This is a genomic window from Actinoallomurus sp. NPDC052308 (assembly GCF_040679195.1).
GTDB lineage: Bacteria > Actinomycetota > Actinomycetes > Streptosporangiales > Streptosporangiaceae > Actinoallomurus > Actinoallomurus liliacearum.
This window is the reverse complement of the sequence record NZ_JBFAUM010000001.1, coordinates 1,079,146-1,102,053: the sequence shown is the minus strand read 5'-3', so window position 1 is coordinate 1,102,053 and position 22,908 is coordinate 1,079,146. Positions and strand designations below refer to the sequence as shown.

The window sequence follows — 22,908 nt, the reverse complement described above, 5'->3', positions numbered from 1 at the left end:
TATCGCCTGCCCGGCCCGACATCGGCCGAATCAAGCTTGATATAGCCGCGATCGACCTGTGAATCCCGCGAATCAGCCGCAATCCCGGCGGCCGCCTAAGGAACGCTGACACTCATCATCAAGGCAAGTTATAGTTCCATTGTCGACGCGTGCGGACGACGGCAAAGAGGGGCGTCGCGCAGCGGTTCAACGCAGTGATCGCCCCGGACCTCGCGCACGCGTCGCCAATTCGGGGGGTAATTATGATCGGGAATTCTTCCGCGATCGTGGCACGGGGCCTGGGCATCCGCCGCAGCCGGCGGTGGATCCTGCGTCCCACCACGTTCGACGTGACACACGGTGTCGTGGGCCTGGCCGGTCCGGCGGGTCCGGGCAGATCGGCGGTGCTGCAGGCGCTGACGACCCTGCGCCGCCCGTCCGTGGGCGACCTCGAGGTGCTGGGCCACGACGTGACCCGGCGGGCCGGGCGGCGCGCGGCGCGCGCCCGGATCGGCCTGTTGCCCGCGCGATTCGCCTGGACGTCCGGCTTGTCGACCCGCGACTTCGTCGCCTACGCGTCCTACTACAAATGCACACCCCGCCGGGCGGTCGACGCGATTCTGGAGCGATTCGGGCTGAGCGACGCCGCGGCGCTCGAAATGGACATGCTTCCGCAAGATCTGCGATTGCGCGCCGGGCTGGCCGCGACCTGTGTGCACGAGCCGGAACTCGTCTTTCTGGACGAGCCGCTCGCCGGCATCGGTGATTCCGAGCGGGAGGATCTGATCCCGCTGCTGCGGAGCCTGGCTCCGACGGTCGTGGCCACGGCCGCCGATCCGGCGGAGCTGACGGGGTGGTGCGATCGGGGTTTCAGCATGGTCCGGGGCCGCCTCGTCGAGGTGCCGTGCGCCCCCCGTCCCCGGCTTCGGGTGCCTGCCGGTGTCTGACCTCGGGCGGGTGCTGCGGATCGACGCTCGCCGTACGGCCTTGTTCCTGGCCGTGCCGGCGCTCGCGTTCCTCGGCGCCGTCGCGGCGTGGCGGGCACTGCTGCCGGGCGTCGCCTACTGGGACGACGCCGTCGCGGCGCTGTTCTCCTCGGTGTGCCTGCTCGGTCCGGCCTCGGCGGGGTTCGCCGCCTGGGTCGCCCTGCGCGAGCACCGTCTCGACTACCTCCGGGGGCTGACCGCCCGCTCCCCCGCCCTGGGCCCGCTGCTCGACCTGCTCCTGCTGGTGATCGTCACGCTCTGCGCGTACACCGTCGTGGCCCTGGTCGTCGCCGCCAAGACGATGATCCATGTGGAGGCGGGCCACCCGAAGCCGATCGGGCCGCTCGCCGGGGCCCTCACGCTGCTGGTCTACACCGTCATCGGCTATCTCGGCGGCCGCATGGTCCCGCGGCTGCCGGCCGTCCCGGCCGTCGCCGTCCTCACCTACCTGTGGGGCGCCGCCCGCCCCGGTGCCTGGGCGGACCTGCTGCCGCCGCCGGGCATCGGGCACATCGGGCTGTTCGCCGCGCTGCGCACCGAGCTGCTCGCGGGCCAGGCGCTGTGGGCGCTGGGGCTGGGCACCGTGCTGGTCACCGGCTACCTGTGGGTGCTGACCCGGCACCTCTGGCTCGCGCTCCCGGCGGTCGCGGCGGCGGGCGTCGTCGCGGGCACCACCGTGTGGCTGCACGGCCAGCAGCGCACCCCGCCGGTCGTGCCGCGCGCGTTCTCGTACGCCTGCCGCCAGTGGCCGCTCACCGTCTGCGTGCACCCGGCGCTGCGCGCGGCGCTGCCGTCGCTGGAGGCCGGGCTGACCCCCCTCGCCACCCGCCTGAGCGGCACCCCCGGGCGGTTCGTCCGGGTCGAGCACCGGCCGGACAACGACTTCCCCCGGCCCGGCCGCGGCGTCGTCTACATCCACCTCAGCGACCTGTCCCCGGGATACGCCCACCGCGCCGAGCAGGAGATCGACATCAGCCTGCTGGACGCGCGCACCTGCGGCGACCCCGGGCACGCGGCCGGCGCGCACTACAGCGCCCTCGTGTCGGCGTGGCTGCTCGACGAGGCGCCGCCGCGGCTCACCGACGCCGTCGCCGCGCGGAACTTCGCCCGCTGGGACGAGCAGCGGCGCCGGAGATGGCTGCGCGCGCACTACGCCCGGTACCACTCCTGCGCCCTCCGCGGCAGGGACTTCCGCGAACGCTGACCGCACAATCCACGAACGACGTGCTCTATCTGCCGGTATTCACTATCGTCGGGCCGTGGACTGGAGCCTGCTGAAGTGTGCCCGCTCGGGGCACGTCACCTATGCCCCCGACGAACCGGCCCTCCGGGACCGGCTGCACGTGCCCACCCCCGCCGGAGAGGCCTGGCGCTGCCTGCGCTGCGGCACCTACGTCCACGGTGAGGCGCACGGGAGCGGCCCCGCCGACCGCGCCCCGCTCGTCGCGCGCGGCCGGGAGCTGCGGGACGAGCTGATCATGCGCTTCTTCGCCATCGAGCGCGTGATCCGCGGCCTGCTGATCGTCGCCGCCGCGTACGGCGTGTGGCGGTTCTCGGCCAACCGGGGGTCGATCCAGCGGGTCTTCGAGAAGGACATCCCGCTACTGCGGCCGCTCGCCCGGCAGATCGGCTGGGACCTGGACCACTCGCGCATCATCGAGGAGATCCGGCACGTCTTCACGCTCAAGTCGGAGACGCTGACCTGGTTCGCGGTCGGGCTGCTGGCGTACGCCGTGATCGAGCTCGTCGAGGCGGTCGGCCTGTGGCTCGGCAAGCGCTGGGGCGAGTACTTCGCGGTGGTCGCGACGTCGTTCGGCCTGCCGGTCGAGATCTACGAGCTGACGGACCGCGTCACCGCGGTCCGCATCGGCGCGCTCGTGATCAACGTCGGCCTGGTCCTGTACCTCGTCATCTCCAAGAGGCTGTTCGGCGTCCGCGGCGGCAAGGAGGCGTTCGAGGCGCACCGGCGCGGCGAGTCGCTGATCGAGGTCGAGCAGGCGGCCGTGGCCCCGCACGCGGAGGCCGCCGGATAACGAATTCGCGCGAACGACCAGGTCACCCGCCAGTGCCACCGGGGCCGTACGTCCCGGGGGATGAGTGGGCCTCTTCCGGGGTAATCCCGGTCTTAGCCGAGACCCCTAGAGGAGACGAGAATGGTGCGACCGGAAGCCCCCGAGGACGAACCGGCATCCCCGCGGCCGCGCCGGCCGGGTGTTCGCTGGATCGCGTTCATCGTCGTGCTCCTCGCGCTGATGTACGCCGTCCTGCAGGCCGTGCACGCCCTTCCGCACTGGCTCGACCCCTTCAGCGAGAAGACCAAGGACCGCAGCGGTCCCGCCGTCCTGCGGTCGATCCAGAACCTCTCCCGGTACGAGGCCGCGACCGGCAACTTCCAGGTCATCGTGGACCTGGAGAAGGACGCGCGGTTCCTGCCCGGCGCGATCCGCGGTCAGCGGACGCTGTTCGTCGGCACCGGGAGCGTCGACGCGTACGTCGACTTCTCCGGCCTGGGCAACGGAACCGTCACGACCGACAAGGACCGCACGTCGGTGACGATCCGGCTGCCGCACGCCAAGCTCGAGAAGACCAATTTGGACCCGAAACGCAGTTATGTGTTCGCACAACAGCGCGGACTGTTCGACCGAATTGGGCAGTTCTTCAGCTCGAACCCGAATCAGCAGCAGCAGCTCTACGTGCTCGCCGCCCAGAAGATCCAGGATGCCGCGGGCTCCAGTGGCCTGGCCGAACGGGCCGATACGAACACCAAACAGATGATCATGAACCTACTGCGCGGTTTGGGCTTCAAAACCGTTACGGTGACTTACGCCACATCACCGTGATCTTACCGAGACGGCCTGCGGGGAATAGCACTAACAAAGGGCCGGTTACGGATAAACCGGGGTGATCGTTGTGTCCGTGGCAGGCGCGTCCGCTCTTCACCGCATGTCCGCTCTCCATCGCCGGCCGACCTGGCCGCTCGCGCTGCCCATCGCGGCGGCCGCGGTGGCCGTCGCGCTCCCCGCTCTGAGCGGCTCGACGCCCGAGCGGCCGGCCAACCTCGTCATCGGCGACCTGTTCCCGAACGGCCAGGAACTCCTGCTCGCGCTGATCCTCCTGGCGACCGCGCGCGGCGTGCTCCTGCGCCGCCGGGTCGCGTACTACGTCATCCTGCTGCTCACCGGCCTGTCGGCCCTCGACGCCCTGAGCACCTGGCAGCTCGGCCGGCTCGTCCTCCTCACCGCCGCCATCGGCGCGTTCGTCCGGTACCGGGGGGAGTTCACCGCCTCCCCCAGCCGGGTGCGCACCGCCGTCCGCGCCGGCCTCATCACGTACGGCCTGGCGATCGCGTACGGCCTGGCGGTGATGATCCTGCAGTGGCATCAGATGACGCCCGGCCCGAGCCCGGCCGACGCCGGCCGCGAGATCCTCGCCGGCCTCACCGCCTCAGGCCCCGGCCCCATCCACTTCAGCGGCTCGGCCGACCACTGGTTCGAGGCCAGCCTGGGCGTCATCGGCGGGGGCGGGCTGCTCGCCATGCTGGTCACAATGCTCACGCCCGCGCCGCCGCCCCCGGCGGGCACCGACCGGGAGCGCGCCGAGGCGGCACGCCTGGTCGACGACCAGGGCTCCGACACCCTCGCCCCGTTCGTCCTGCGCAGCGACAAGTCGTACGTCTTCAGCCCCGACCGGCGGGCCGTCATCGGGTACCGCGTGCTGTTCGGCGTCGCCGTGGCGGGCGGCGACCCGGCCGGCGACCCGCGCTCCTACCCGGCCGCGGTCGCCGAGTTCGCCGCGCTCGCGGAGCGCTCCGGGTGGCGGATGGCCGTGCTCGGGGCCCGCGCCGACCTGCTTGACCTGTGGCGCCCGTACGGCCTGCGCTCCATCGAGATCGGCGACGAGGTGCTGCTCTCGCCGAACGAGTTCGGCCTGAGCGGCCGGAGCATGCGCAACGTACGGCAGGCGGTGCAGCGCACCCGCAACGCGGGCGTCACCACGCGGGTCGCGCGCGAGGGCGACCTGACCGCCGACGAGCTCGCCCGGCTGCAGACGGTGGCCGCCGAGGCGATGGGCGGCACCGAGGAGCGCGGGTTCTCCATGAACATGGACGACCTGCTGACCGGCCGGCACGCCTCCTCGGTCGTCGTGATCGCCTGCGACGCCGAGGGCGCGCCGATCGGCTTCCAGCGGTACCTGCCCAGCGCCTGCGGCCGGCGGCTCTCCCTCGACGCGATGCGCCGCGTCCCCGGCGCCCCGAACGGCCTCAACGAGCGGATGATCGTCGATGTCATGGAGTACGCCCGCGACCGCGGCCTCGATGAGGTATCGCTCAACTTCGCGGCGTTCCGGGAGCTGTTCGACACCGCCGAGCGCGGGCCGCTGGAGCAGGGGGGCTACCGCCTGATCCACCTGCTCGACCCGCTCATCAAGGTCGAGTCGCTGTACCTGTTCAACCGGAAGTTCCGGCCGCGCTACGTGAGGAGGGCCGTGGCCTTCCCGTCGTGGGCGAGCCTCGTGCCCGTCGGCGTGGCCCTGCTCACCCTCGAGTTCGGCCACCGCCGCCCACCCCGCGCCCAACCCGATCCCGCCGCGGCCGCCGACCAGGTCCCGGAGGACGGCTACGCCCCCTCGCCGTGGCGCTCCGCCGGGTGACGCGAACGCGTGCGTTCAGTCGCTGGTGAGGGCGGCGATGAGTTCGTCGGCGGCGGAGTAGGGGTCGCAGTCGCCGGACAGGACCTTGCCGGCGAGCACGTCGAGGCGCTGGTGGCCGTGCAGGTCGCCCATCCGCTCGCGGAGCGCGGTCACGGCGATGGCCTCCACCTCGTCGCGGACCCGGGCCAGCCGGCGCCGGCGGAGCTCGCCGGACTCCTCCATCCAGGCGTGATGCTCGTCGAGCCGCCGGATGACGTCGTCGACGCCCTCGCCCTTGACCGCGACCGTCGGCACGATCGGCGGCTTCCAGCCGACGTCACCGGCGAGCGCGATCATGTTGCGCAGGTCGCGTACGGTCTGCTGGGCGCCGTCCCGGTCGGCCTTGTTGACGACGAAGACGTCGGCGATCTCCAGGATCCCCGCCTTCGCGGCCTGGATCGAGTCGCCCATGCCCGGCGAGACCAGCACGATCGTCGAGTCCGCCAGCGAGGCGATCTCCACCTCCGCCTGGCCGACCCCGACGGTCTCGACCAGCACGACGTCACAGCCGGCCGCGTCGAGCACGCGGATGGCCTGGGGCGCCGCCCAGGACAGGCCGCCCAGGTGGCCGCGGCTGGCCATCGAGCGGATGAAGACGCCGGAGTCGCTCGCGTGGTCCTGCATGCGCACCCGGTCGCCGAGCAGCGCCCCGCCGGTGAACGGCGAGGACGGGTCGACCGCCAGCACGCCGACGCGCAGCCCGCGCTCCCGGAACGCCTTCACCAGCGCGCCGGTGGACGTGGACTTCCCGACGCCCGGGGCGCCGGTCAGGCCGATGACCCGCGCCCGGCCGGCGAGCGGGTTCAGCGCGGCCATGATGGGCCGCAACTGCGGCGAGGCGTTCTCGACGAGGGAGATCAGCCGCGCCAGTGCGCGCGGCTGTCCCTTCCTCGCCCGCTCGACCAGATCCTCGACGTCGACGTTCCGCGCCACCCCGGGCCCTCAGACCTTCAGGATCAGGGCGTCGCCCTGGCCGCCGCCCCCGCACAGTCCCGCGGCGCCGACGCCGCCGCCCCGGCGGCGCAGCTCGTACGCCAGGTGCAGGACGATCCGCGCGCCGGACATGCCGATCGGGTGGCCGAGCGCGATGGCCCCGCCGTTGACGTTCACCTTGCCGGCGTCCACGCCGAGGTCGCGCATCGACTGGATGCCCACCGACGCGAACGCCTCGTTGATCTCGATCAGGTCGAGGTCGCCGACGGTCAGCCCCTCCTTGCCCAGGGCGTGCTTGATGGCGTTGGCCGGCTGGGACTGCAGCGAGTTGTCCGGGCCGGCGACGTTGCCGTGCGCGCCGATCTCGGCCAGCCAGGTCAGCCCGAGCTCCTCGGCCTTGGCCTTGGACATGACGACGACCGCGCACGCGCCGTCGGAGATCTGCGAGGACGTGCCGGCGGTGATCGTGCCGTCCTTGCTGAACGCGGGCCGGAGGCGGGCCAGCGACTCGGCCGTCGTGTCGGCGCGGACGCCCTCGTCCGCCGCGAACACGACGGGCTCACCCTTACGCTGCTGGATCTCCACCGGGACGATCTCGTCGTCGAACAGCTGGTTCTTGACGGCGTCGGCGGCCCGCTGGTGCGAGCGGGCGGCGAACTCGTCCTGCTCCTCGCGGGAGATGCCGAGCTTGGCGTTGTGACGCTCGGTCGACTCGCCCATCGAGACGCCGTCGAAGGCGTCGGTGAGACCGTCGTGGGCGGTGGCGTCGAGCACCTCGACGGAGCCGTACTTGTAGCCCTGGCGCGCCTTCGGCAGCAGGTGCGGCGCGTTGGTCATCGACTCCATGCCGCCCGCCACCACGACGTCGAACTCGCCGGCGCGGATGAGCTGGTCGGCGAGGGCGATGGCGTCCAGGCCGGAGAGGCAGACCTTGTTGATCGTCAGCGAGGGGACGTTCATCGGGATGCCGGCCTTGACGGCGGCCTGGCGGGACGGGATCTGTCCCGCGCCCGCCTGCAGCACGTGGCCCATGATGACGTAGTCGACCTGGTCACCGGCGAGTCCGGCGCGCTCCAGGGCGGCGCGGATGGCGATCGCGCCGAGGTCCACCGCTGCGAAGTCCTTGAGAGAGCCGAGCAGGCGCCCGATGGGCGTCCGCGCTCCGGCGACGATGACGGAACCGGCCATGAAACGAGACCTCCGACGAATGGTGGGGGCGACGTTTGCCAACATACCCACAAGAGAGCCGAGACTTTCCAGGGAGGCCACCGCCATGCTCACCCGAATCGATCACGTCGGGATCGCATGCCATGATCTTGAAGAGAAGATCGCTTTCTACGAGAGCACGTTCGGTCTGATCGTGGCGTCCCGGGAGGTCAATGAGCAGCAAGGGGTGAAGGAGGCGATGCTCCACGTGGCGGACGGCCCTGCGGGCGCGTCGTACGTCCAGTTGCTGGAGCCGTTGCACCCTGATACGCCGGTCGGGAAGTTCCTGGCGAAACGGGGAGAAGGCGTGCACCACATCGGATACGGAGTCGAGGACGTGGTGGCCGCGCTGGAGAGCATCGGCGGCAAGGGCGTGCGACTGCTGGACGAGCGTCCGCGGCACGGATCGATGGGCGCATCGATCGCGTTCCTGCACCCCAAGGATGTCGGCGGCGTCCTGACCGAACTTGTCCAGGCGAGGCCGCGCGCGCACTGACTCATTGTCACCCGGGCAGAACCCGGTGCCTTACCCGATCGCTACATGGGCGCTGACAATCGCGACAAACTGCCCAGGTCGTAAAGTTGAGCCCCCAACACGGCAGTGTCGGGAGTACTCTGCTGTCGCCGGAAAGTGGTCCCGCACGTGCCGTACCCCGTAACACGCAGTACTCGCGCGGCCATCGTCTGGTACCTCCACCACTTGTAGCCGTCTCGTCACAGCAGGATTGAGCCTCATGCAGTCCGACATCGACGCCCAGCTCAGCAACTTCTTCGAAGACAGCACGCCCCCACGCGAGTTCGACGTGGTGCTGCGCGGCTACGACCGGCACCAGGTCGAAGAGCACATCAAGCAGCTCGACACCGAGGTCCGCCAGAGCCGCGAGCAGACTCAGGCGTTGCAACGGGAGCTCTCCGACGCACATCGTCAGCTCCAGGAACAGGAGCGACCCACCTATTCCGGCCTCGGCGCGCGCATTGAGCAGTTGCTGCGCCTCGCCGAGGAGCAGGCGACCGAGCTCGTGCAGGCCGCCCGCACGGAGGCCAATGAGATCAAGGCCGCCGCGAAGGTCGACGCCGCGGAGCTGCGCGCGGCCGCGGAGAGCGAAGCGGCCGATGTCCGCGCCACCGCCAAGCGCGAGGGCGACGACATGCGCAACACGGCGGAGCGCGAGGCGGAGGAGGTGCGCACGGCGGCCCGCCGGCACGCCGACGAGCTGACCTCCACCACCGAGCGCGAGGTCGCCAAGCTGCGCGCCACCGCCGACCACGAGGTCGCCGAGAAGCGCGCCGCCGCCGAGCGGGAGATCGCCAAGCTCCGGACCACGACCGAGCGGGAGGTCGCCCAGCTGCGGGCGTCCACCAAACGCGAGCGCGACGAGATCCTCACCACCGCCAAGCGCCAGGCCGACGAGATGCGGGCGCAGGCCAACCGCATCCTCGAGGAGAGCGAGGCGCAGCGGGCCCAGGCCGAGGCCGAGTTCGAGATCCAGCTGGCCGCCCGGCGCGAAGAGGCCGAGCGGCAGGACGCCGAGCGGCACGCGGCCGCGCAGAGCGCCACGCAGAAGCTCGTGGCCGAGGCCGAGCAGCGCGCGGCGTCCGCCGAGCAGCGCGCGACCAAGGCGACCCAGCAGGCCGAGCAGACGCGCCGCGAGGCCGACAGCCACGCCAAGCAGCTCGTCGCCAACGCTCGCAAGAACTCCGAGCAGATCATCGCCGAGGCGAAGTCCCAGGCCGAGCACCTGCTCACCGAGACCAAGAGCGAGGCCGAGCGGATGCGCACCACGGCGCAGCGCCAGGTGGACGAGCTCACGCGCCAGCGGGACAGCATCACCAGCCACCTCAACCAGCTGCGTCAGCTCATCGGCGGCGTGTCCGCGCCGATGGGCGGACCGACCGAGGAGGCCATCTCCGCGCCGCCGGAGAAGCCCGCGATCGCCCCGGCCGAGCCCAAGCCCGCGCCGAAGCCGGCGCCCGCCCCGGCCGCGCCCGCGCCGGAGGCCAAGAAGAAGGACGACGACGACGACTGGTGGCAGGAGTAACGTCGTCCGCCGTTAGACCGCACTGAGCCGGACAAGAGCCTAGGGGCAGAGATCCCCTAGGCTCTTGTCAGCATCTAGCTCAAGGAGACGTGCGTGCCGGCGGAAACCCCCCACGACGGCGGACAGCGCGAGGAGGTCGGGACCCTCGCGGACAGTGCCCGGCAGCCGGCGGGCGAGGTCGCCGCGCTCGACCCGGTCACCGACATCGCGGCCCGGGAGCGTGAGGCGGGCGTCGACGCGCTGTTCCCGTTCGGCCGCCCAGGCCGTCCGCTGACCCGCAGTCACCCGTTCATCTTCGGGTTCTACGGCGCTCTCGGGGTGCTGGCCGCTTACATGCTGGTCAAGGCGGTCACCGACGCCCGGCAGGTGATCGTCCTGATCGTCGTCGCGCTGTTCCTCGCCGTGGGCCTCAACCCGGCGGTCGAGGCGCTGACGCGGATGGGGGTGTCCCGCCGGTGGGGCGTGCTCATCGTCTTCCTGTGCCTGGTCGGGTTCTTCGTCGGCTTCGGCTTCGCCATCGTGCCGCCGATGACCGAACAGATCACCGCCTTCATCAACAACCTCACCAGCGGCAACGGCTACCTCGAGCAGTTGGCGCACAACCCGAAGCTGCAGGACTGGGACCACCGCTACCACCTGCTCGAACGCGCCCAGACGGCGCTGCAGAGCAAGGACCTGGGCAAGCAGGCCGCCAACGGGATCCTCGGCGTCGGCCAGGTGGTGATCAGTGGCGTGTTCAGCACGTTCACCGTGCTGATCCTCACGCTCTACTTCCTCGGCTCGCTGCCGAACATCACCGGCTTCATGTACCGCCTGGCGCCCCGGTCCCGGCGCGCCCGCGTCGCGCTGCTGGGCGACGAGATCCTCTCCCGTATCGGCGGGTACGTCGCCGGCAACGTCCTCATCTCGGTCATCGCCGGGATCGTGTCCTACATCTACCTGCTGATCGTCAACGTCCCGTACGCCATCGCGCTGGCCATGCTGGTGGCCATCACCGACCTGATCCCCCTGATCGGAGCGACGATCGGGGCCGTCCTCGTCACGGCGATCGCGTTCTTCAACGGCTTCTGGACCGGCATCGCCACCGCGATCTTCTTCCTGATCTACCAGCAGGTCGAGAACTACGTGGTCCAGCCGAGGGTGATGAAGAGGTCCGTCGACGTCCAGCCGGCCGTCACGGTCATCGCGGCCCTGCTCGGCGGCGCGCTCCTCGGCGTGATCGGCGCGCTGCTGGCCATCCCCACCGCGGCCGCCGTCGCGTTGATCCTCCGTGAGGTCGTCATGCCGCGGCAGGAGAGCTCCTGACCGTACGGCCGTCGGGTCAGCGGGTCGTACGGCCGAGCGCCGCCGCGAACTCCGCCACCGCGTCGTTGAACAGCTGCGGCTGCTCGACGGCGGTGAGGTGGCCGGATCCGGGTACGGGGGTGAGCTCCGCGTTCGGCAGCGCGTCGGCCATCGCCCGCGCGTCCTCCTCCGTCGTGATCTCGTCCTCCGCGCCGTGGATGACGAGCGCCGGGGACCGCAGCTCGGCGAGGGACTCCAGGGCGTCCGGGCGGGCCGCCATCGCCCGCTGTGCCCACGCCGCGGCCGCCGGGGGTGCCGACTGCACGAGTCCGCGCACACGCCCGTAGATCAGCGCGCGCTGCCGCATCGTCGTCGGCCCGACCAGCCGTGGCAATAAATCCTCGAGGAGGACGTCCACGGTCTTGTCCTCCTCCAGCCGCTCCGCCATGCGCAGCCGGCCGGCCCGCGCCGTCTCGGTGTCGGCCGTGGCCTTCGTGTCGGCGAGCACCAGGCCGAGGACGCGATCCGCGTGCCGGCGGCAGAACGCGAGCGTGACGTAGCCGCCCATCGACAGGCCGCCGACGACGGCCCGGTCGATGCCCTTCGCGTCGAGCAGCGCCGCGACGTCGTCGGCCATCACGTCGACCGAGGGTTCCGCGGTGCCGAGCGGGGACCCGCCGAAGCCGCGCAGGTCCGGTGTCACCACCCGGAACCGCGCGGACAGTGCCTCCCGCTGGGCCAGCCACATGGCGGACGACAGCGGGAACGCGTGCAGCAGCACCAGCGGTGTCCCGTCTCCGACGTCACGGCTGTACAGCTGCACGGCTATCACCTCATCGGGAAGAATCCGGCTCAGCCCGGCGAACGCCCGGACCCAGCTCATCCTGACCGCTGCGGATCGATCCGCCGAGAGGGTGACCGTCTTCGGTCTCGAAGGTTTAGAACTTCCTTTTACTCGACCTCGGTAGGAAGCGGGTACGCCTCCGGCGCGACGCGGCGCACGATCTCGTTCAGCACGATCCGGACGTACGGCTCGCCCACCCACAGGTGCTTGGCGTCGTCGACGCCGACGACCTCCGCCTGCGGCACCCGCTTGAAGCGTTCGCGGGCCTCCGCCGGCTGCAGGTAGTCGTCGCGTTCCGGGACGAGCGCGACGAGCGGGCGGCCGAACTCCGCCCAGGCGTCGAGGTCGGCGTCGGTCGCCCGGTGCAGCGGCGGGGACAGCAGGATCGCGCCCTCGACGAGCGGGTCGTGGCCCCACTTGAGTGCCAGCTCGGTGCCGAACGACCAGCCGAGCAGCCATGCCCGCGGCAGGTCGTGGTACTCGGCGTACTCGAGCGCCGCGGCCACGTCGTACCGCTCGGAGTCGCCGCCGCCGAACTCGCCCTCGCTCGTCCCGCGTTCGCTGGTCGTCCCGCGCGTGTTGAACCGCAGCACGGCGAGCCCGGCGAGGGCCGGCAGGCGGTAGGACGCCTTGCGCAGCACGTGGCTGTCCATCATGCCGCCGTGCGTCGGCAGCGGGTGCAGGCAGATGAGGGTGGCGACCGGCGGCCGGTCCTCGGGCACGGCCAGCTCGCCGACGAGGGTGAGGCCGTCGGCGGTCCGCAGCTCGATGTCCGTACGACGCGCGGGCAGCACCGTGCTCGCCCGGATCTCCCCCATCGCGGTCCCTTCTCAGTAGCGCGGTCCCCGACGGGACCGTTGAATGTTCGGCAGCCGGTTCAGCCGGTGGTTCCAGCACGGCCGGTGCCAGTGCCGCCGGTCGTCGGGCCCACCGGCCTCGGCGGGCCAGGCCACGAGGTGCCCGACGCCGGGTGTGATCTCCTGGTCGCAGCCCGGACAGCGGTACGCCTTGGTCCCGCCGGCCACCGGCCGTACGATCCAGTCGCCGTCCGGCCCCTCCTCGATCCGCTGCGGACCGCCGAACGCGCTCGCCCCGGTCTCCCGGACGGTGTCGCGACCACGGCGGTTCTTGCGCGGACTCATGGCGTTCAGGGTACGGGGACCGGGTCGTACGGGACGAACCACCCACCCGCCACCGCACCGTCGCCCGGTCGACCTACAAGCGCGAGATTTCTTGCTCACCGGAGTGGCCGGTCGGCCGCGGTCACGAACGGTCTCTTGAAAAGCAGTCCGCGTCTACGCGCGGACCGAACTTAGACGAAGGTGAGTCGGACATGACCGCGAAGAAGGACACCAAGACCACCGGCACGAAGAAGGCGTCCGTCCCGGGCCCGTACCGTGGGATGAACGTCAACAACACCGACGGCCTCGTGTCGCTGCCGGGCCAGAGCATCGCGCGGCCCCGCACCGACAGCTGAAGCTGAAGCTGAAGCTGAAGCTGACAGCAACATGGGAGCGGCCCTGCGGGGCCGCTCCTTCCTTTTCGGGGTGCTGGTCATCTCAGCGGAACGTGCGGCCCGCGGTGAACAGCTCCTCCAGCAGCGGCGCGGGCGCGTAGGCCGGCTCGCGGTACTCGGTGTAGAGGGCGCGCAGCACCTCGACCGCGTGGCCGAGGCCGAGCCGGTCGAGGTCGGCGACCGGCCCGATCGGGTACCCGCAGCCGTAGCGCATCGCGGCGTCGATGGAGTCCGCGTCGGCGTACCCCGTCTCGAGCATGCGGACGGCGTCGTTGAGGTACGGGACGCGCAGCGCGTCGACGATGAACCCGGCCCGGTCGCGGCAGTGCACCGGACGCCTGCCGAGCGCGGCGACGTACTCGGCGGCCCGGCGCACGACCTCCGGAGCGGTCACCACGGTCGCGGCGATCTCCACGAGCTCGCCCGCCGGGTCGGGAAGGTTCAGCCCGATGACGTCCTGCGGCCGGTCGGTTGCGGCCGCCACCTCGATCACCGGCACCGTGGTCGTCGTCGTGGCGAGGACGGCACCCGGCTTGGCCACGTCGTCGACGGCGGCGAACAGCGACCGCTTCACCGACGTGTCCTCGGCCACCGCCTCGACGATGAGGTCGCAGTCGGCGAGCAGCCCCAGCTCGGTGCCGCCCTCGACGGGCTGTTCCAGCGCCGTACGGACGGCGTCGGCCTTCTCCGCGTCCCCCGCGACGAACCGGACGTCGGCCCCGGCCCGCAGGCAGCCGCTGATGAGGGCGACGGCGAGCGGCCCCGACCCGACGACGCCCACCCGCGGCGGCGCCCCGGCCGGTTCGGCCTCGGCCGTGGCGGCCGGCTCGTCGTAGGAATAGAAGCCGCGGCCGGTCTTGCGGCCCAGCAGGCCGGCGGTGACCATCTGCCGGAGGATCGGCGCGGGCGCGTGCCGCCGGTTCCGCGTCTCCCGGTAGATCGCCTCGCAGACCTCCAGCGAGACGTCCAGCCCGATGAGGTCCATCAGTGTCAGCGGGCCCATCGGCAGGCCGGTCGCCTTCATCGCCGCGTCGATGTCCTCACGGCTCGCGTGCCCGGCGTCGTACATCGCCGCCGCCTGGTTGAGGTAGCCGAACAGCAGCCGGTTCGCGATGAACCCGGCCCGGTCGCCGACCGTCACGCCGACCTTGCCGAGCCGCTCGACCAGCCCCTGAACGACGGACAGGGCCTCCGGCCGGGTCAGCACGGAGTGAATGATCTCGACGAGTCTCATCACCGGCGCGGGGTTGAAGAAGTGCACCCCGACGACCTGCTCCGGCCGGTTCGTGCTGACGGCGATCTCGGTGACCGACAGGGACGAGGTGTTGGTGGCGAGCACGGCGTCGGCCCGGCAGACCTCGTCGAGCTGCTCGAACACGCGGCGCTTGAGCTGGAGCTGCTCCGGCACGGCCTCGATGACCAGGTCACAGTCGCTGAGCGCGCCGAACGACGTGGACAGCGTGATCCGGTCGAGGATCGCCTGCTGCTCCTCGGCGGACAGCTTCCCGCGCTTGACCGCCCGGCCGGTGGAGTTCTCCAGGTGACCGCGGCCGCGCTTCAGCGCCTCGTCGCCCACCTCCACCCCGACGACGTCCAGCCCACTGCGGGCCAGCACCTCGGCGATCCCGGCCCCCATCGTCCCGAGCCCCACGACCCCGACCTTGTTCAGCGAAGCAGCCATGCCCGCAGTCTCCCAAAGCCCCGGCCCGCTCCCAAGACCAGCCCCGACCGGGAACCGTCACCGGCGCCGATCGCTCGGCGAAGCCGCTTGAGCGACGGAGTCTCCGCCGTCGTCGGCGCTCAGGACCTGGTGTCGCCGTCGTCGCCGAAGTCGGGGACGTCGGCGGACAGCAGGTGATCGGCGCCGCCTTCGAGGGCCTTGGCCGTCTCGGTGGAGCGGGGAAGCATGGTCTTCTCGTAGGTGTGGATCGCGTCGTCGACGGTGGCGACGTTCGCGAGAGCGAGAGCGAGTTCACTGGCGTCGAGCATGGCGAGGTTGACGCCGACGCCGAGCGGAGGCATGAGGTGGGCGGCGTCGCCGAGCAGGGTCACCGTGGGGTTGTGTTCCCAGGTGTGCGGGACCGGCAGGGCGAAGATCGGACGGTCGACGTAGGGGCCGTCGTTGTCGCTGATCATCTGGCGCATGCGGGGCGACCAGTGGGCGTACTCCTCGAGTAGCAGGGCGCGGATGCCGTCGGTGTCGTCGGCGGCCAGGCCGCTCGCGGCGATCCAGTCGACCGGGACTCGTTGGATGAGGTAGACGCGGATGTGGTCTCCGCTGTTGCGCTGGGCGAACAGGCCGCGGTCGCCGTCGGCTGCGGCGGCGCTGCCCTGGCCGACCAGCTCGGCGATGTCCGGATGCCGGTTCTCGACGTCGGAGAACCATGCCTCCAGGAAGCTCACCCCGGTGTACGCGGGAACGGCGGGAGACACGGCCGGGCGTACCCGGGAGAAGGCGCCGTCTGCGCCGATGACCAGATCGGTCTCGACGGTGGTGCCGTCGGCGAAGTGCAACCGCCGCGATCCGTCGGCGGGCCCGCTGATCGTGTCGAGGGCGCGGCCCCAGTGCACGGTTCCCGGTCGCAGTGAGTTGAGCAGCAGGTCTCGCAGTTGGCCACGGTCGATCTCCGGTTTGAAGAGCTCGTCGGCCGCCGGGACGTTGTGGAACGTGACCGTGCCGGTCGGGTCCATCTGCCGCATTTCCTGCCCTTCGGGGCGGGCCAGCTCGAAGAACGTGTCGAGCAGGCCGGCTTCGCGCAGGGCGATCTGGCCGTTGTCGGCGTGCAGGTCGAGCGTGCCGCCCTGGTTGCGCGCGTCGGGCCCGGTGTCGCGGTCGTAGACGGTGACCGCCATGCCGCGCTGCTGGAGGATGCGGGCGCAGGTCAGCCCGCCGGGCCCGGCGCCGATGACGCTGATCCTGGCGTGGTCGGGTGCTGGGGAGTTCATGACCGTTCCTTCCCATCGGATGCTCTCAGCGCCCAGAAAAGCAGATCGAGTCGAAAAGTGCAACGAGTTAACTTATCTTCCGATACAACTTGTGGATACACTCAACTCATGACCGTGCCTCCTGTCGGCCGTCGCGAACGCAAGAAGGCGGCCACCCGGCAAGCGATTGCCGACGCGGCGCTGCGGCTCTTCCTGGAGCGCGGCTACGAGCAGGTGAGCATCCGTGACATCGCCGACGCGGCCGACGTGTCGCCCGCCACGGTGTTCAAGCACTTCACCGGCAAGGAGGCCCTGGTGTTCGACCAGGACGAGGCCCGGGAGTCGGAACTGATCGCCGCAGTGCGGCAGCGAACCGCCGGCCAGAGCATCCTCAACGCCCTCCGGCAGCACGTCCTCGACACCTGGCTGCCGATCGCAGCGCATCCGCAGCGGGCCGAGTTCATCAACTTGGTGGACTCCACGCCGGCGCTACGCGCGTACGCCGAACGCATGTGGACTCGGCATACCGACGCCCTCGGCGCAGCCATCGCCGACGAACTCGGCGTCGACCACGACGACCTCGCATGCGCGACTCTCGCGCGATTCGTCCTCGAGGTCCCGGCTCTCGCTCGCGGCCGGCAGGACCGCCGAGCCGCCGTCGAGACGATCTTCGACGTCCTCGCCCACGGCTGGCGACCGCCGAACGAGTCGCCCGCCCCGTAGCGCCCCGGGCCGTTGCTCCGGGCCACCTCGCGGACCGGACGAAGACGAAGTGGGTCTGACATGACCACGAACAACGACACCGCCGCCATGCCGCAGGACTACCCGAGCCCGTCGGCCGCCGTGCGACCGGGCTACTCCGAGGGCGCGGTCACCGAGCCTTCTGTACGCCGTAGGCGCCGTACTGGGTGGCGGCCAGTTCGGCGTACAGGGAATTGGTGGCGAGAAGGTGGGCGTGACTGCCGATCGCCTCTATCCGGCCGGCGTTCATGACGATGATGCGGTCGGCCAGCGCGACAGTGGACAGCCGGTGCGCGATGATCAGCACGGTGGTGCTGCGGGCGGCCTCGGCGACGGTATCGCGCAGCGCGGCCTCGTTGACCGCGTCGAGTTGTGATGTCACTTCGTCGAGAAGGAGCAGCCTCGGGCGGCGCAGCAGAGCCCGGGCGATGGCCACGCGCTGGCGTTGTCCTCCGGACAGTTCGACGCCATGGGGCCCCACCTCGGTGTCGAGTCCGAGAGGGAGGCACTCGATCATGTCGTTGAGGCGGGTGGCGCGCAGAATCTCGCGCAATGCCTCGTCCCCGGCGGACGGGGCTCCGAGGAGCAGGTTGTCACGCAGGGTTCCCGACAACACGGGCGTCTCCTGCTCGACGTAGCCGATGAGGGCCCGGAGCCGGGCGATCGGCCAGGCGGTGACGTCGATACCGTCGAGGAGGACCCTGCCGGAATCGGCCTCGTAGAACCGTTCGAGCAGGGAGAAGATGGTGGTCTTGCCGGCCCCGGACGGGCCGACGATCGCGGTCGTGCCCAACGCCGGAATCGCGAAAGTGACATCGTGGTGCGCCTTCGGTGCGTCCGGCCGGTAGCGGAAGTGCACACCTTCGAACGCCACCGCGGCCGGGGCGGGGCCCGCGCTCCCGTCGCCGGACCTGCGGCCGAGCCGATCGTCGCGGCCACGCTCCTGGCGAGGTTCCACCGACGGGCCGGTGGGTTCGCGGGGCAGCTGTTCGACCTCGCGAATGCGAGCGACCGCCCCGGCACCGACCTGGTAGCCGGTGACCGCGGCCACCAACTGCTGTGCCGCCGGCAGCAGGTAGGACACATACAGCAGGAATGCGATCAGAGTCCCGACATCGATGGCCTTGGAAGCCACCCGTGCACCGCCGACGCCGAGCACCGTCAGGAAGGCGATCTCTGTCGAGGGCCTCGCCGCGCTGCCGGCGAGAGCCTGCCATTTGGCGGCGCGCAAGCTGCCCTGCCAGGCCTGGACGGCGGCGGCGTGGATGCGTTGACCTTCGGCCTGCTCGGCGCCGGCGGCTTTGACGGTTCGGAAGGCGCCGAGCGTCCGTTCCAAGGCCGCCCCCATCAGTCCAACAGAGCTTTGTATCTGGCGAGTGGCGTGCCTGATCCGTGGCAGTACAACACTGATCACCGACCACGTCAGCGCGATCACGGTCAGGGTGACGGCGAGGAGCACCGGATCCAGCAGTGCCATCAGGGAAAGCGTGGCGAGTGTGGTGAGGCCACCCGTGACCAAGCCGATGAGAGAGGTGGTCGTGACCTCGCGCAGTAAGGTCGTGTCGGAGGTGACCCGGGACATCAGATCACCCGGTTCGGAGTGGTCCACGGCACCGACCCGTAGCCGAAGCAAGCATGACACCATCCGCCCGCGCGCGGACAGCACCACCGACGCCGCGGTCCGCCGCAGCACATAGTCGGCGAGGGCTCCGATCGCGGAACTCACCATCACCAGGGCGGTCATGAGCAACAACGTCGCCGTCAGGGCTCGACGATGCGAGAGTTCGTCGATGAGCCTCCGCGTGACCAGTGGGAGCGCGAGGCCGGCCGCCCCGCTCAGGACACTCAGCACACCGCCTGAAAGAAGGGCGAGGCGGTACGGCCGCACATAATCGAGCAGCACCCGCCAACCGGCTGAGCGATCATTCATTCAAATAGACGCTCCAAATAGGGGAAGGGGTTGCGATCGGCTTGCGAACCACAGCCCCTTCCAACTTGCTTCTGAAATTGCCATCTGCAACTCATCCGAAGCAGGGCGTGTACTTGTATTGGCCCTGGGAAGGGTCTTCCTTCGTGTCACCGCTCCACCCTGCTATCAGCTGCGTCGCCGGTCCGATAGACAGGATCCAGGGAGGTTGATATTCGACATTGCTCATCTTTTCCTCCTACGTCAGGCACCTATCGCCTTCTCTACCTCATTATATACGTAAAGTCGCACACCGATTCGCGACGATCTCGGAACTTTTTCTCTCTATGATGCATAGTTTGCCGTATCATTAGAATGATCAAAACGGAGATTCGGAAACGTCGATGACATTCACGCCTCGAGATCGCCGAGACGAGAGGGGATGGGTCTTCTCGATGCTCAGCCAGATGATCAATGAAAGCGTAATATCGAGGCGTTGCAGCTGCCGGGAGGTCGCCGTCACCAATCCGGCTTGTTTGAGTACGCTGGAGATAATGTCTGGATCGAATATCTCCCAAACGTCGCCAGGAGCCTGGCGGATCAGCTTCTGAAGAGTCGGCTCGTTGCGCGTCAATCCCAAGAAGTACACCTCATCGAAGCCCACCTTGCCAGCCTTCCGCCTGCGGATGATCTCGGGAAGCAGGCCCTCCATCGTGGCAGCGAGGACTGGTTTTCTCTCTCCCGGAGCCGGTCGCATCCGGGCCTGTATCCCCAGTCCGAGAGCGAAGACTCGCGGATCAAGGAAGGGGTGAGAACGTGCGATGCCAAGAGGTGCTGACACTCCCCATCGAACCGCGTCGCCAGCTCGTTGCTCGACCATGTCAATAGCCAAAGACAGAGCCGTCTGAGAACACCTCCGGTACCTGCGTTGGAGCTGCTCCATGGTTCGTTCCCGCAAGTCGTGGCGACGCGCGAACCCTGGTCTGACCCATGGCGGAATCGTGGCGTCCGTTTGCCGACTGAGTCGCTTCTCAGTGCGACGGTGGAATAGGGGTATCCGCCACGCCGACGCAATCGGTTCAATGCCGTACTGCTGCAGGATTCCCCACGGTCCACTGTTGCATTCATACGCCCAGATGTGAACGTGCCTCCACGCCTCCAGCATCCTTCTGCTACGCAGCAAGTCCGCCAGATAGTATGGCTGTATAACGTGCACCTCGTCAGATCCAATGCCCGTGAGCACGGTCAGACAACCTTCTCGGGCAGCCGCATCGGTAGTGCATCGGGCTATCGGAAAGCTCACCAACCCCGGATAAGGCTCATCGCAGAGCGGAGGATCTTCGAAGGGATCAAAGAAGAGCATGTCATCTGCCACGATCTTATGGGCACACATATTCTCTTCACCGCGGAGAATCGTATCGATATATAGTTGCTCTTCGGCGAGAAGGGGTAGCTTCTCGTAGATCAGAGACAAAGTATGCAGCGGATACTCGCCGGCGCCGGAGCGGATCAGATCCCGGGCAAGCAAAGAAATCGAGGTGGAGTCCATTCCTCCAGATAGATGAGCCATCGTGCGTCCATGGATCCGCTCCCGGGTCGCCGCAGTGAGCATAGGCCGGTATTGCTCAGCGATCTCCGCCGGATCATCTGAACCTGGATCCACAATTCTCGACATCCAATCGAAGCACTTGCGCCGCTCGACCTCTGCTCCCGAAACTCCCATTATCACCGCTGTGCCGGGAAGTACTCGCGCGATACCCGCGTACGCGCATTCTTCTCTCGGCTCTTCCTCATGAGGCAGCAACGCCATCAGGTACTCGGCGAAGTATTCATCGTTCAGGCGTTGCGGCTTCTGCGTGGCCGCCAGAGCACTCATTTCGGTAGAGAACAATTGCCGATCGGGTCTGTTCATCCAGAACAGCGGATATCCGCCCATCGGGTCACGAGTTCCGATCAGACGTCGCCCCTTCGCATCCCAGATCACGAGCGCGAAGTCCCCCTCCAGTAGGTCCAGGGCCGACATCCCCATATCTTGATAGGCGGCGAGCGCGAGGTCCGCATCGTTTTCATACAGAGCCGGTGACACCGATTTAATTTTCGATATCAGGTCCTGCTTGTAATAGAGCGAACCCATGAGTGCAGCGATGTCCCCGTCCCTACGGATCCACGACGTCAGGCTCGATGGTTGCCCCGAATGAAGAATTGCGACCTGAACCTGGATCTTTCCTGATCGGCGAATGACAGTAAACCCCGGCGCCATCGACCAGGCCTCCTTCATCGTTATGTGTAGCGAGCGACGGGTGTATGCCGCCGACAGATATCCTCGTCATCGCTGACGATGAAGCCATCCAATTCACACCAACAGTGGAATGCCACCGGGTACGCCACCCCCACCACCAGCGTCGGCCGCAGACCTTGGTCGCGGAGGAGAGCCCAAGAGCACAACGCCTGGTCTTTGCAGTCGAGGGGCAGGGGATGGCGGGCCCTGAGCCGACGATTCGTTTCCCTGATGAAGTCCGCCAGTCGTCGGTGATCTGAACAGGCGGCTCCGGCAGGTGCCGGCCCCTGCCGACGGCAGGCCTGCCATGTTGCAACCGCTTGCGACCAGCCGAGCACCCGGACGGAGACGTAAGAAAGGGTCATCAAAGCCGTCATGCGCGTTTTGACCGAGCGCGTTCTGGTCTGCACCAGCCACAACAAGATCAGCACGATTCGAGACAGTATCGCCGACCGTCCACCAGCCGGTTCAGGGATCTCATTGAGAGAACAGATAAGACCTCTATCCATCAAATCACGCAAGAACGCATCGAGATCTCTATGCACTACCGAGAGAGGCGCCGAGTAGCTGACTGCGGATTTTTCGGCTGCCAAGGCGCTACCGCCATCAAGGACATCGTGCAGCATCTCGACGGCCGTGTTGGAGAGAGCGTAGAACTGTCCACCAAGATCTAGTAGTTGTCCCGTTCCGTCGGGAAGTCTTAGCAACACCACATTCGGTGACAACCGATACTCGCTGCCTACCCCTTGGAGAACCTGGACCTTCATATCGCTCCCCCGCGGCACCTCGGCTCGCCCGGCTGCGCGACTCCGATCTTCATCTCCAACCATCGATGTGGCCGCAACAAAGAAGATCTCCGTTGTCGCCGATCATCGACTCCGATTCATCGGCGACCCAGACCTGTCAGTGCGACATGACCACATATACACCGTTCCGTCCCTCGCTTGAGTCAAAGCAAGGCCATGCTTCATGACAGAATCAGTTGTTCGGCCTCCTGTAGGGTCGTTCGGAGACCTGTTGGGCGGGTCATTCTTTCGTCAAATATGTCACGCGTCGGCCGGCGATCACCCCGCATGCGACACGGGGAGGAGACCCGGTCTCCGCGGTCGGCTGAGCCGAGGAGCGCGTCGCCAGCGCCGACGATCGACGGCCCCCGGCTCGGGGGACGGCACCGCCGACCGGCTGTGCCGCCCCCTCCCTGCTGTTGCCGGTTTTGCTGACTAGCCGCAGGAGTAGCCCTCGTCGCCCCAGTCATCGTCGTCGGTTCGGATCTGGGTGGAGATATGACCGGCGGCGGTGTGCTGAGGCGCGACGGCGATGCCGTTGTGCGGCGCGACGGCGATCTGCGCGCCGGCCGGGACGGCGGTTCCCAGGAACAGGGTTGTTGCTCCGGCGAAGGCCGCTCCTGAGATGGCGATAGCCATCCGCTTGGGAATTCTCATGGAACACACCCCTTTGTTCGATCGACGGACATGCAGTTGGCACACGCTCTGGTCTGAACCGGTACGCGATATGCGGCGCCCATCCACACTCCACTCGACCTCGCATCACTCCCCGAATCAACCCATATCTCGCCATAAGG

General features: G+C 68.8%; 21 protein-coding genes. 10 read left to right on the top strand and 11 right to left on the bottom strand.

The genetic code is table 11. The features are described from left to right. Positions 1-194 precede the first annotated feature (194 nt). The 5 genes from AB0L00_RS05550 (at position 195) to AB0L00_RS05530 (ending at position 5,615) form a co-directional block, all read left to right on the top strand. Positions 195-926, top strand: coding sequence for an ATP-binding cassette domain-containing protein (locus AB0L00_RS05550; protein WP_364428732.1), 732 nt, complete (start codon positions 195-197; stop codon positions 924-926). Then, the gene (locus tag AB0L00_RS05545) at positions 919-2,169 is read left to right on the top strand and encodes a hypothetical protein (RefSeq protein ID WP_364428729.1); all 1,251 of its coding nucleotides are present in this window, start codon (positions 919-921) and stop codon (positions 2,167-2,169) included. The genes AB0L00_RS05550 and AB0L00_RS05545 overlap by 8 nt, the downstream gene beginning before the upstream one ends. A 55-nt stretch (positions 2,170-2,224) precedes the next feature. Next, complete coding sequence (locus AB0L00_RS05540; RefSeq protein ID WP_364428726.1) at positions 2,225-2,998, top strand: DUF2127 domain-containing protein; 774 nt, start codon at positions 2,225-2,227, stop codon at positions 2,996-2,998. A gap of 120 nt (positions 2,999-3,118) precedes the next feature. Then, complete coding sequence (locus AB0L00_RS05535; RefSeq protein WP_364428724.1) at positions 3,119-3,805, top strand: DUF4230 domain-containing protein; 687 nt, start codon at positions 3,119-3,121, stop codon at positions 3,803-3,805. 103 nt (positions 3,806-3,908) lie between these two features. Further along, positions 3,909-5,615, top strand: a complete 1,707-nt coding sequence (locus AB0L00_RS05530; RefSeq protein WP_364428721.1) for a phosphatidylglycerol lysyltransferase domain-containing protein — start codon at positions 3,909-3,911, stop codon at positions 5,613-5,615. Positions 5,616-5,630: 15 nt separating this feature from the next. On the opposite strand, the gene meaB is transcribed toward AB0L00_RS05530, so the two are convergent. Beyond that, positions 5,631-6,587 carry a methylmalonyl Co-A mutase-associated GTPase MeaB gene (meaB, locus tag AB0L00_RS05525; protein ID WP_364428718.1) on the bottom strand — a complete coding sequence of 319 codons (957 nt, stop codon included), beginning with the start codon at positions 6,585-6,587 and terminating at the stop codon, positions 5,631-5,633. 9 nt (positions 6,588-6,596) lie between these two features. Beyond that, positions 6,597-7,775 (bottom strand): acetyl-CoA C-acetyltransferase, encoded by a 1,179-nt coding sequence (locus tag AB0L00_RS05520; protein WP_364428715.1) that lies wholly within the window; start codon positions 7,773-7,775, stop codon positions 6,597-6,599. Between the two features lie 85 nt (positions 7,776-7,860). On the opposite strand from AB0L00_RS05520, the gene mce reads away from it, so the two are divergent. The 3 genes from mce to AB0L00_RS05505 all read left to right on the top strand — a co-directional run bounded on the left by mce (position 7,861) and on the right by AB0L00_RS05505 (position 11,137). Then, on the top strand, positions 7,861-8,289 hold the full coding sequence (gene mce, locus AB0L00_RS05515; RefSeq protein ID WP_364428712.1) for a methylmalonyl-CoA epimerase: 429 nt from the start codon (positions 7,861-7,863) through the stop codon (positions 8,287-8,289). Positions 8,290-8,527: 238 nt separating this feature from the next. Beyond that, positions 8,528-9,832: a DivIVA domain-containing protein gene (locus AB0L00_RS05510; protein WP_364428709.1), complete on the top strand. Its 1,305-nt coding sequence runs from the start codon at positions 8,528-8,530 to the stop codon at positions 9,830-9,832. Between the two features lie 93 nt (positions 9,833-9,925). After that, positions 9,926-11,137 (top strand): AI-2E family transporter, encoded by a 1,212-nt coding sequence (locus tag AB0L00_RS05505; RefSeq protein WP_364428706.1) that lies wholly within the window; start codon positions 9,926-9,928, stop codon positions 11,135-11,137. A 16-nt stretch (positions 11,138-11,153) separates the two neighbouring features. Here AB0L00_RS05505 and AB0L00_RS05500 read toward each other — a convergent pair whose 3' ends face one another. From AB0L00_RS05500 to AB0L00_RS05490, 3 genes are all read right to left on the bottom strand, one after another. Next, positions 11,154-11,939, bottom strand: coding sequence for an alpha/beta hydrolase (locus AB0L00_RS05500; protein WP_364428703.1), 786 nt, complete (start codon positions 11,937-11,939; stop codon positions 11,154-11,156). A 128-nt stretch (positions 11,940-12,067) separates the two neighbouring features. Beyond that, positions 12,068-12,778: an alpha/beta hydrolase gene (locus AB0L00_RS05495; RefSeq protein ID WP_364392400.1), complete on the bottom strand. Its 711-nt coding sequence runs from the start codon at positions 12,776-12,778 to the stop codon at positions 12,068-12,070. 12 nt (positions 12,779-12,790) lie between these two features. Further along, positions 12,791-13,102 (bottom strand): ATP/GTP-binding protein, encoded by a 312-nt coding sequence (locus AB0L00_RS05490; protein ID WP_364428700.1) that lies wholly within the window; start codon positions 13,100-13,102, stop codon positions 12,791-12,793. A 191-nt stretch (positions 13,103-13,293) separates the two neighbouring features. Here AB0L00_RS05490 and AB0L00_RS05485 point away from each other — a divergent pair, with 191 nt between their 5' ends. Then, the gene (locus tag AB0L00_RS05485; RefSeq protein ID WP_364428697.1) at positions 13,294-13,437 is read left to right on the top strand and encodes a hypothetical protein; all 144 of its coding nucleotides are present in this window, start codon (positions 13,294-13,296) and stop codon (positions 13,435-13,437) included. 82 nt (positions 13,438-13,519) lie between these two features. Here the strand turns inward: AB0L00_RS05485 and AB0L00_RS05480 are convergent, their stop codons facing one another. Together AB0L00_RS05480 and AB0L00_RS05475 are read right to left on the bottom strand one after the other, a co-directional pair. Next, positions 13,520-15,157 carry a 3-hydroxybutyryl-CoA dehydrogenase gene (locus AB0L00_RS05480; protein ID WP_364428695.1) on the bottom strand — a complete coding sequence of 546 codons (1,638 nt, stop codon included), beginning with the start codon at positions 15,155-15,157 and terminating at the stop codon, positions 13,520-13,522. Positions 15,158-15,276: 119 nt separating this feature from the next. Next, a complete protein-coding gene (locus AB0L00_RS05475) occupies positions 15,277-16,422 on the bottom strand; it encodes an NAD(P)/FAD-dependent oxidoreductase (RefSeq protein WP_364428692.1) in 1,146 nt (381 codons plus the stop codon). A 108-nt stretch (positions 16,423-16,530) separates the two neighbouring features. Here AB0L00_RS05475 and AB0L00_RS05470 point away from each other — a divergent pair, with 108 nt between their 5' ends. After that, the gene (locus AB0L00_RS05470; protein ID WP_364428690.1) at positions 16,531-17,124 is read left to right on the top strand and encodes a helix-turn-helix domain-containing protein; all 594 of its coding nucleotides are present in this window, start codon (positions 16,531-16,533) and stop codon (positions 17,122-17,124) included. Positions 17,125-17,272: 148 nt separating this feature from the next. Here AB0L00_RS05470 and AB0L00_RS05465 read toward each other — a convergent pair whose 3' ends face one another. From AB0L00_RS05465 to AB0L00_RS05450, 4 genes are all read right to left on the bottom strand, one after another. Then, positions 17,273-19,045, bottom strand: coding sequence for an ABC transporter ATP-binding protein (locus AB0L00_RS05465; protein WP_364428687.1), 1,773 nt, complete (start codon positions 19,043-19,045; stop codon positions 17,273-17,275). Between the two features lie 382 nt (positions 19,046-19,427). Beyond that, positions 19,428-21,326, bottom strand: coding sequence for an asparagine synthase-related protein (locus AB0L00_RS05460; protein ID WP_364428684.1), 1,899 nt, complete (start codon positions 21,324-21,326; stop codon positions 19,428-19,430). A 2-nt stretch (positions 21,327-21,328) separates the two neighbouring features. Continuing rightward, positions 21,329-22,093: a lasso peptide biosynthesis B2 protein gene (locus AB0L00_RS05455; RefSeq protein WP_364428681.1), complete on the bottom strand. Its 765-nt coding sequence runs from the start codon at positions 22,091-22,093 to the stop codon at positions 21,329-21,331. Positions 22,094-22,546: 453 nt separating this feature from the next. Then, positions 22,547-22,768, bottom strand: coding sequence for a hypothetical protein (locus AB0L00_RS05450; RefSeq protein WP_364428678.1), 222 nt, complete (start codon positions 22,766-22,768; stop codon positions 22,547-22,549). Between the last annotated feature and the right edge of the window lie 140 nt (positions 22,769-22,908).

Excerpts from the sequence above, each read along its gene's own strand:
- AB0L00_RS05535 (WP_364428724.1), top strand. The coding sequence starts at position 3,119 with ATGGTGCGACCGGAAGCCCCCGAGGACGAACCGGCATCCCCGCGGCCG.
- AB0L00_RS05530 (WP_364428721.1), top strand. The coding sequence starts at position 3,909 with ATGTCCGCTCTCCATCGCCGGCCGACCTGGCCGCTCGCGCTGCCCATC.
- AB0L00_RS05520 (WP_364428715.1), bottom strand. The coding sequence starts at position 7,775 with ATGGCCGGTTCCGTCATCGTCGCCGGAGCGCGGACGCCCATCGGGCGC.
- mce (WP_364428712.1), top strand. The coding sequence starts at position 7,861 with ATGCTCACCCGAATCGATCACGTCGGGATCGCATGCCATGATCTTGAA.
- AB0L00_RS05510 (WP_364428709.1), top strand. The coding sequence starts at position 8,528 with ATGCAGTCCGACATCGACGCCCAGCTCAGCAACTTCTTCGAAGACAGC.
- AB0L00_RS05495 (WP_364392400.1), bottom strand. The coding sequence starts at position 12,778 with ATGGGGGAGATCCGGGCGAGCACGGTGCTGCCCGCGCGTCGTACGGAC.
- AB0L00_RS05490 (WP_364428700.1), bottom strand. The coding sequence starts at position 13,102 with ATGAGTCCGCGCAAGAACCGCCGTGGTCGCGACACCGTCCGGGAGACC.
- AB0L00_RS05485 (WP_364428697.1), top strand. The coding sequence starts at position 13,294 with ATGACCGCGAAGAAGGACACCAAGACCACCGGCACGAAGAAGGCGTCC.
- AB0L00_RS05480 (WP_364428695.1), bottom strand. The coding sequence starts at position 15,157 with ATGGCTGCTTCGCTGAACAAGGTCGGGGTCGTGGGGCTCGGGACGATG.
- AB0L00_RS05475 (WP_364428692.1), bottom strand. The coding sequence starts at position 16,422 with ATGAACTCCCCAGCACCCGACCACGCCAGGATCAGCGTCATCGGCGCC.
- AB0L00_RS05470 (WP_364428690.1), top strand. The coding sequence starts at position 16,531 with ATGACCGTGCCTCCTGTCGGCCGTCGCGAACGCAAGAAGGCGGCCACC.
- AB0L00_RS05460 (WP_364428684.1), bottom strand. The coding sequence starts at position 21,326 with ATGAAGGAGGCCTGGTCGATGGCGCCGGGGTTTACTGTCATTCGCCGA.
- AB0L00_RS05455 (WP_364428681.1), bottom strand. The coding sequence starts at position 22,093 with ATGAAGGTCCAGGTTCTCCAAGGGGTAGGCAGCGAGTATCGGTTGTCA.
- AB0L00_RS05450 (WP_364428678.1), bottom strand. The coding sequence starts at position 22,768 with ATGAGAATTCCCAAGCGGATGGCTATCGCCATCTCAGGAGCGGCCTTC.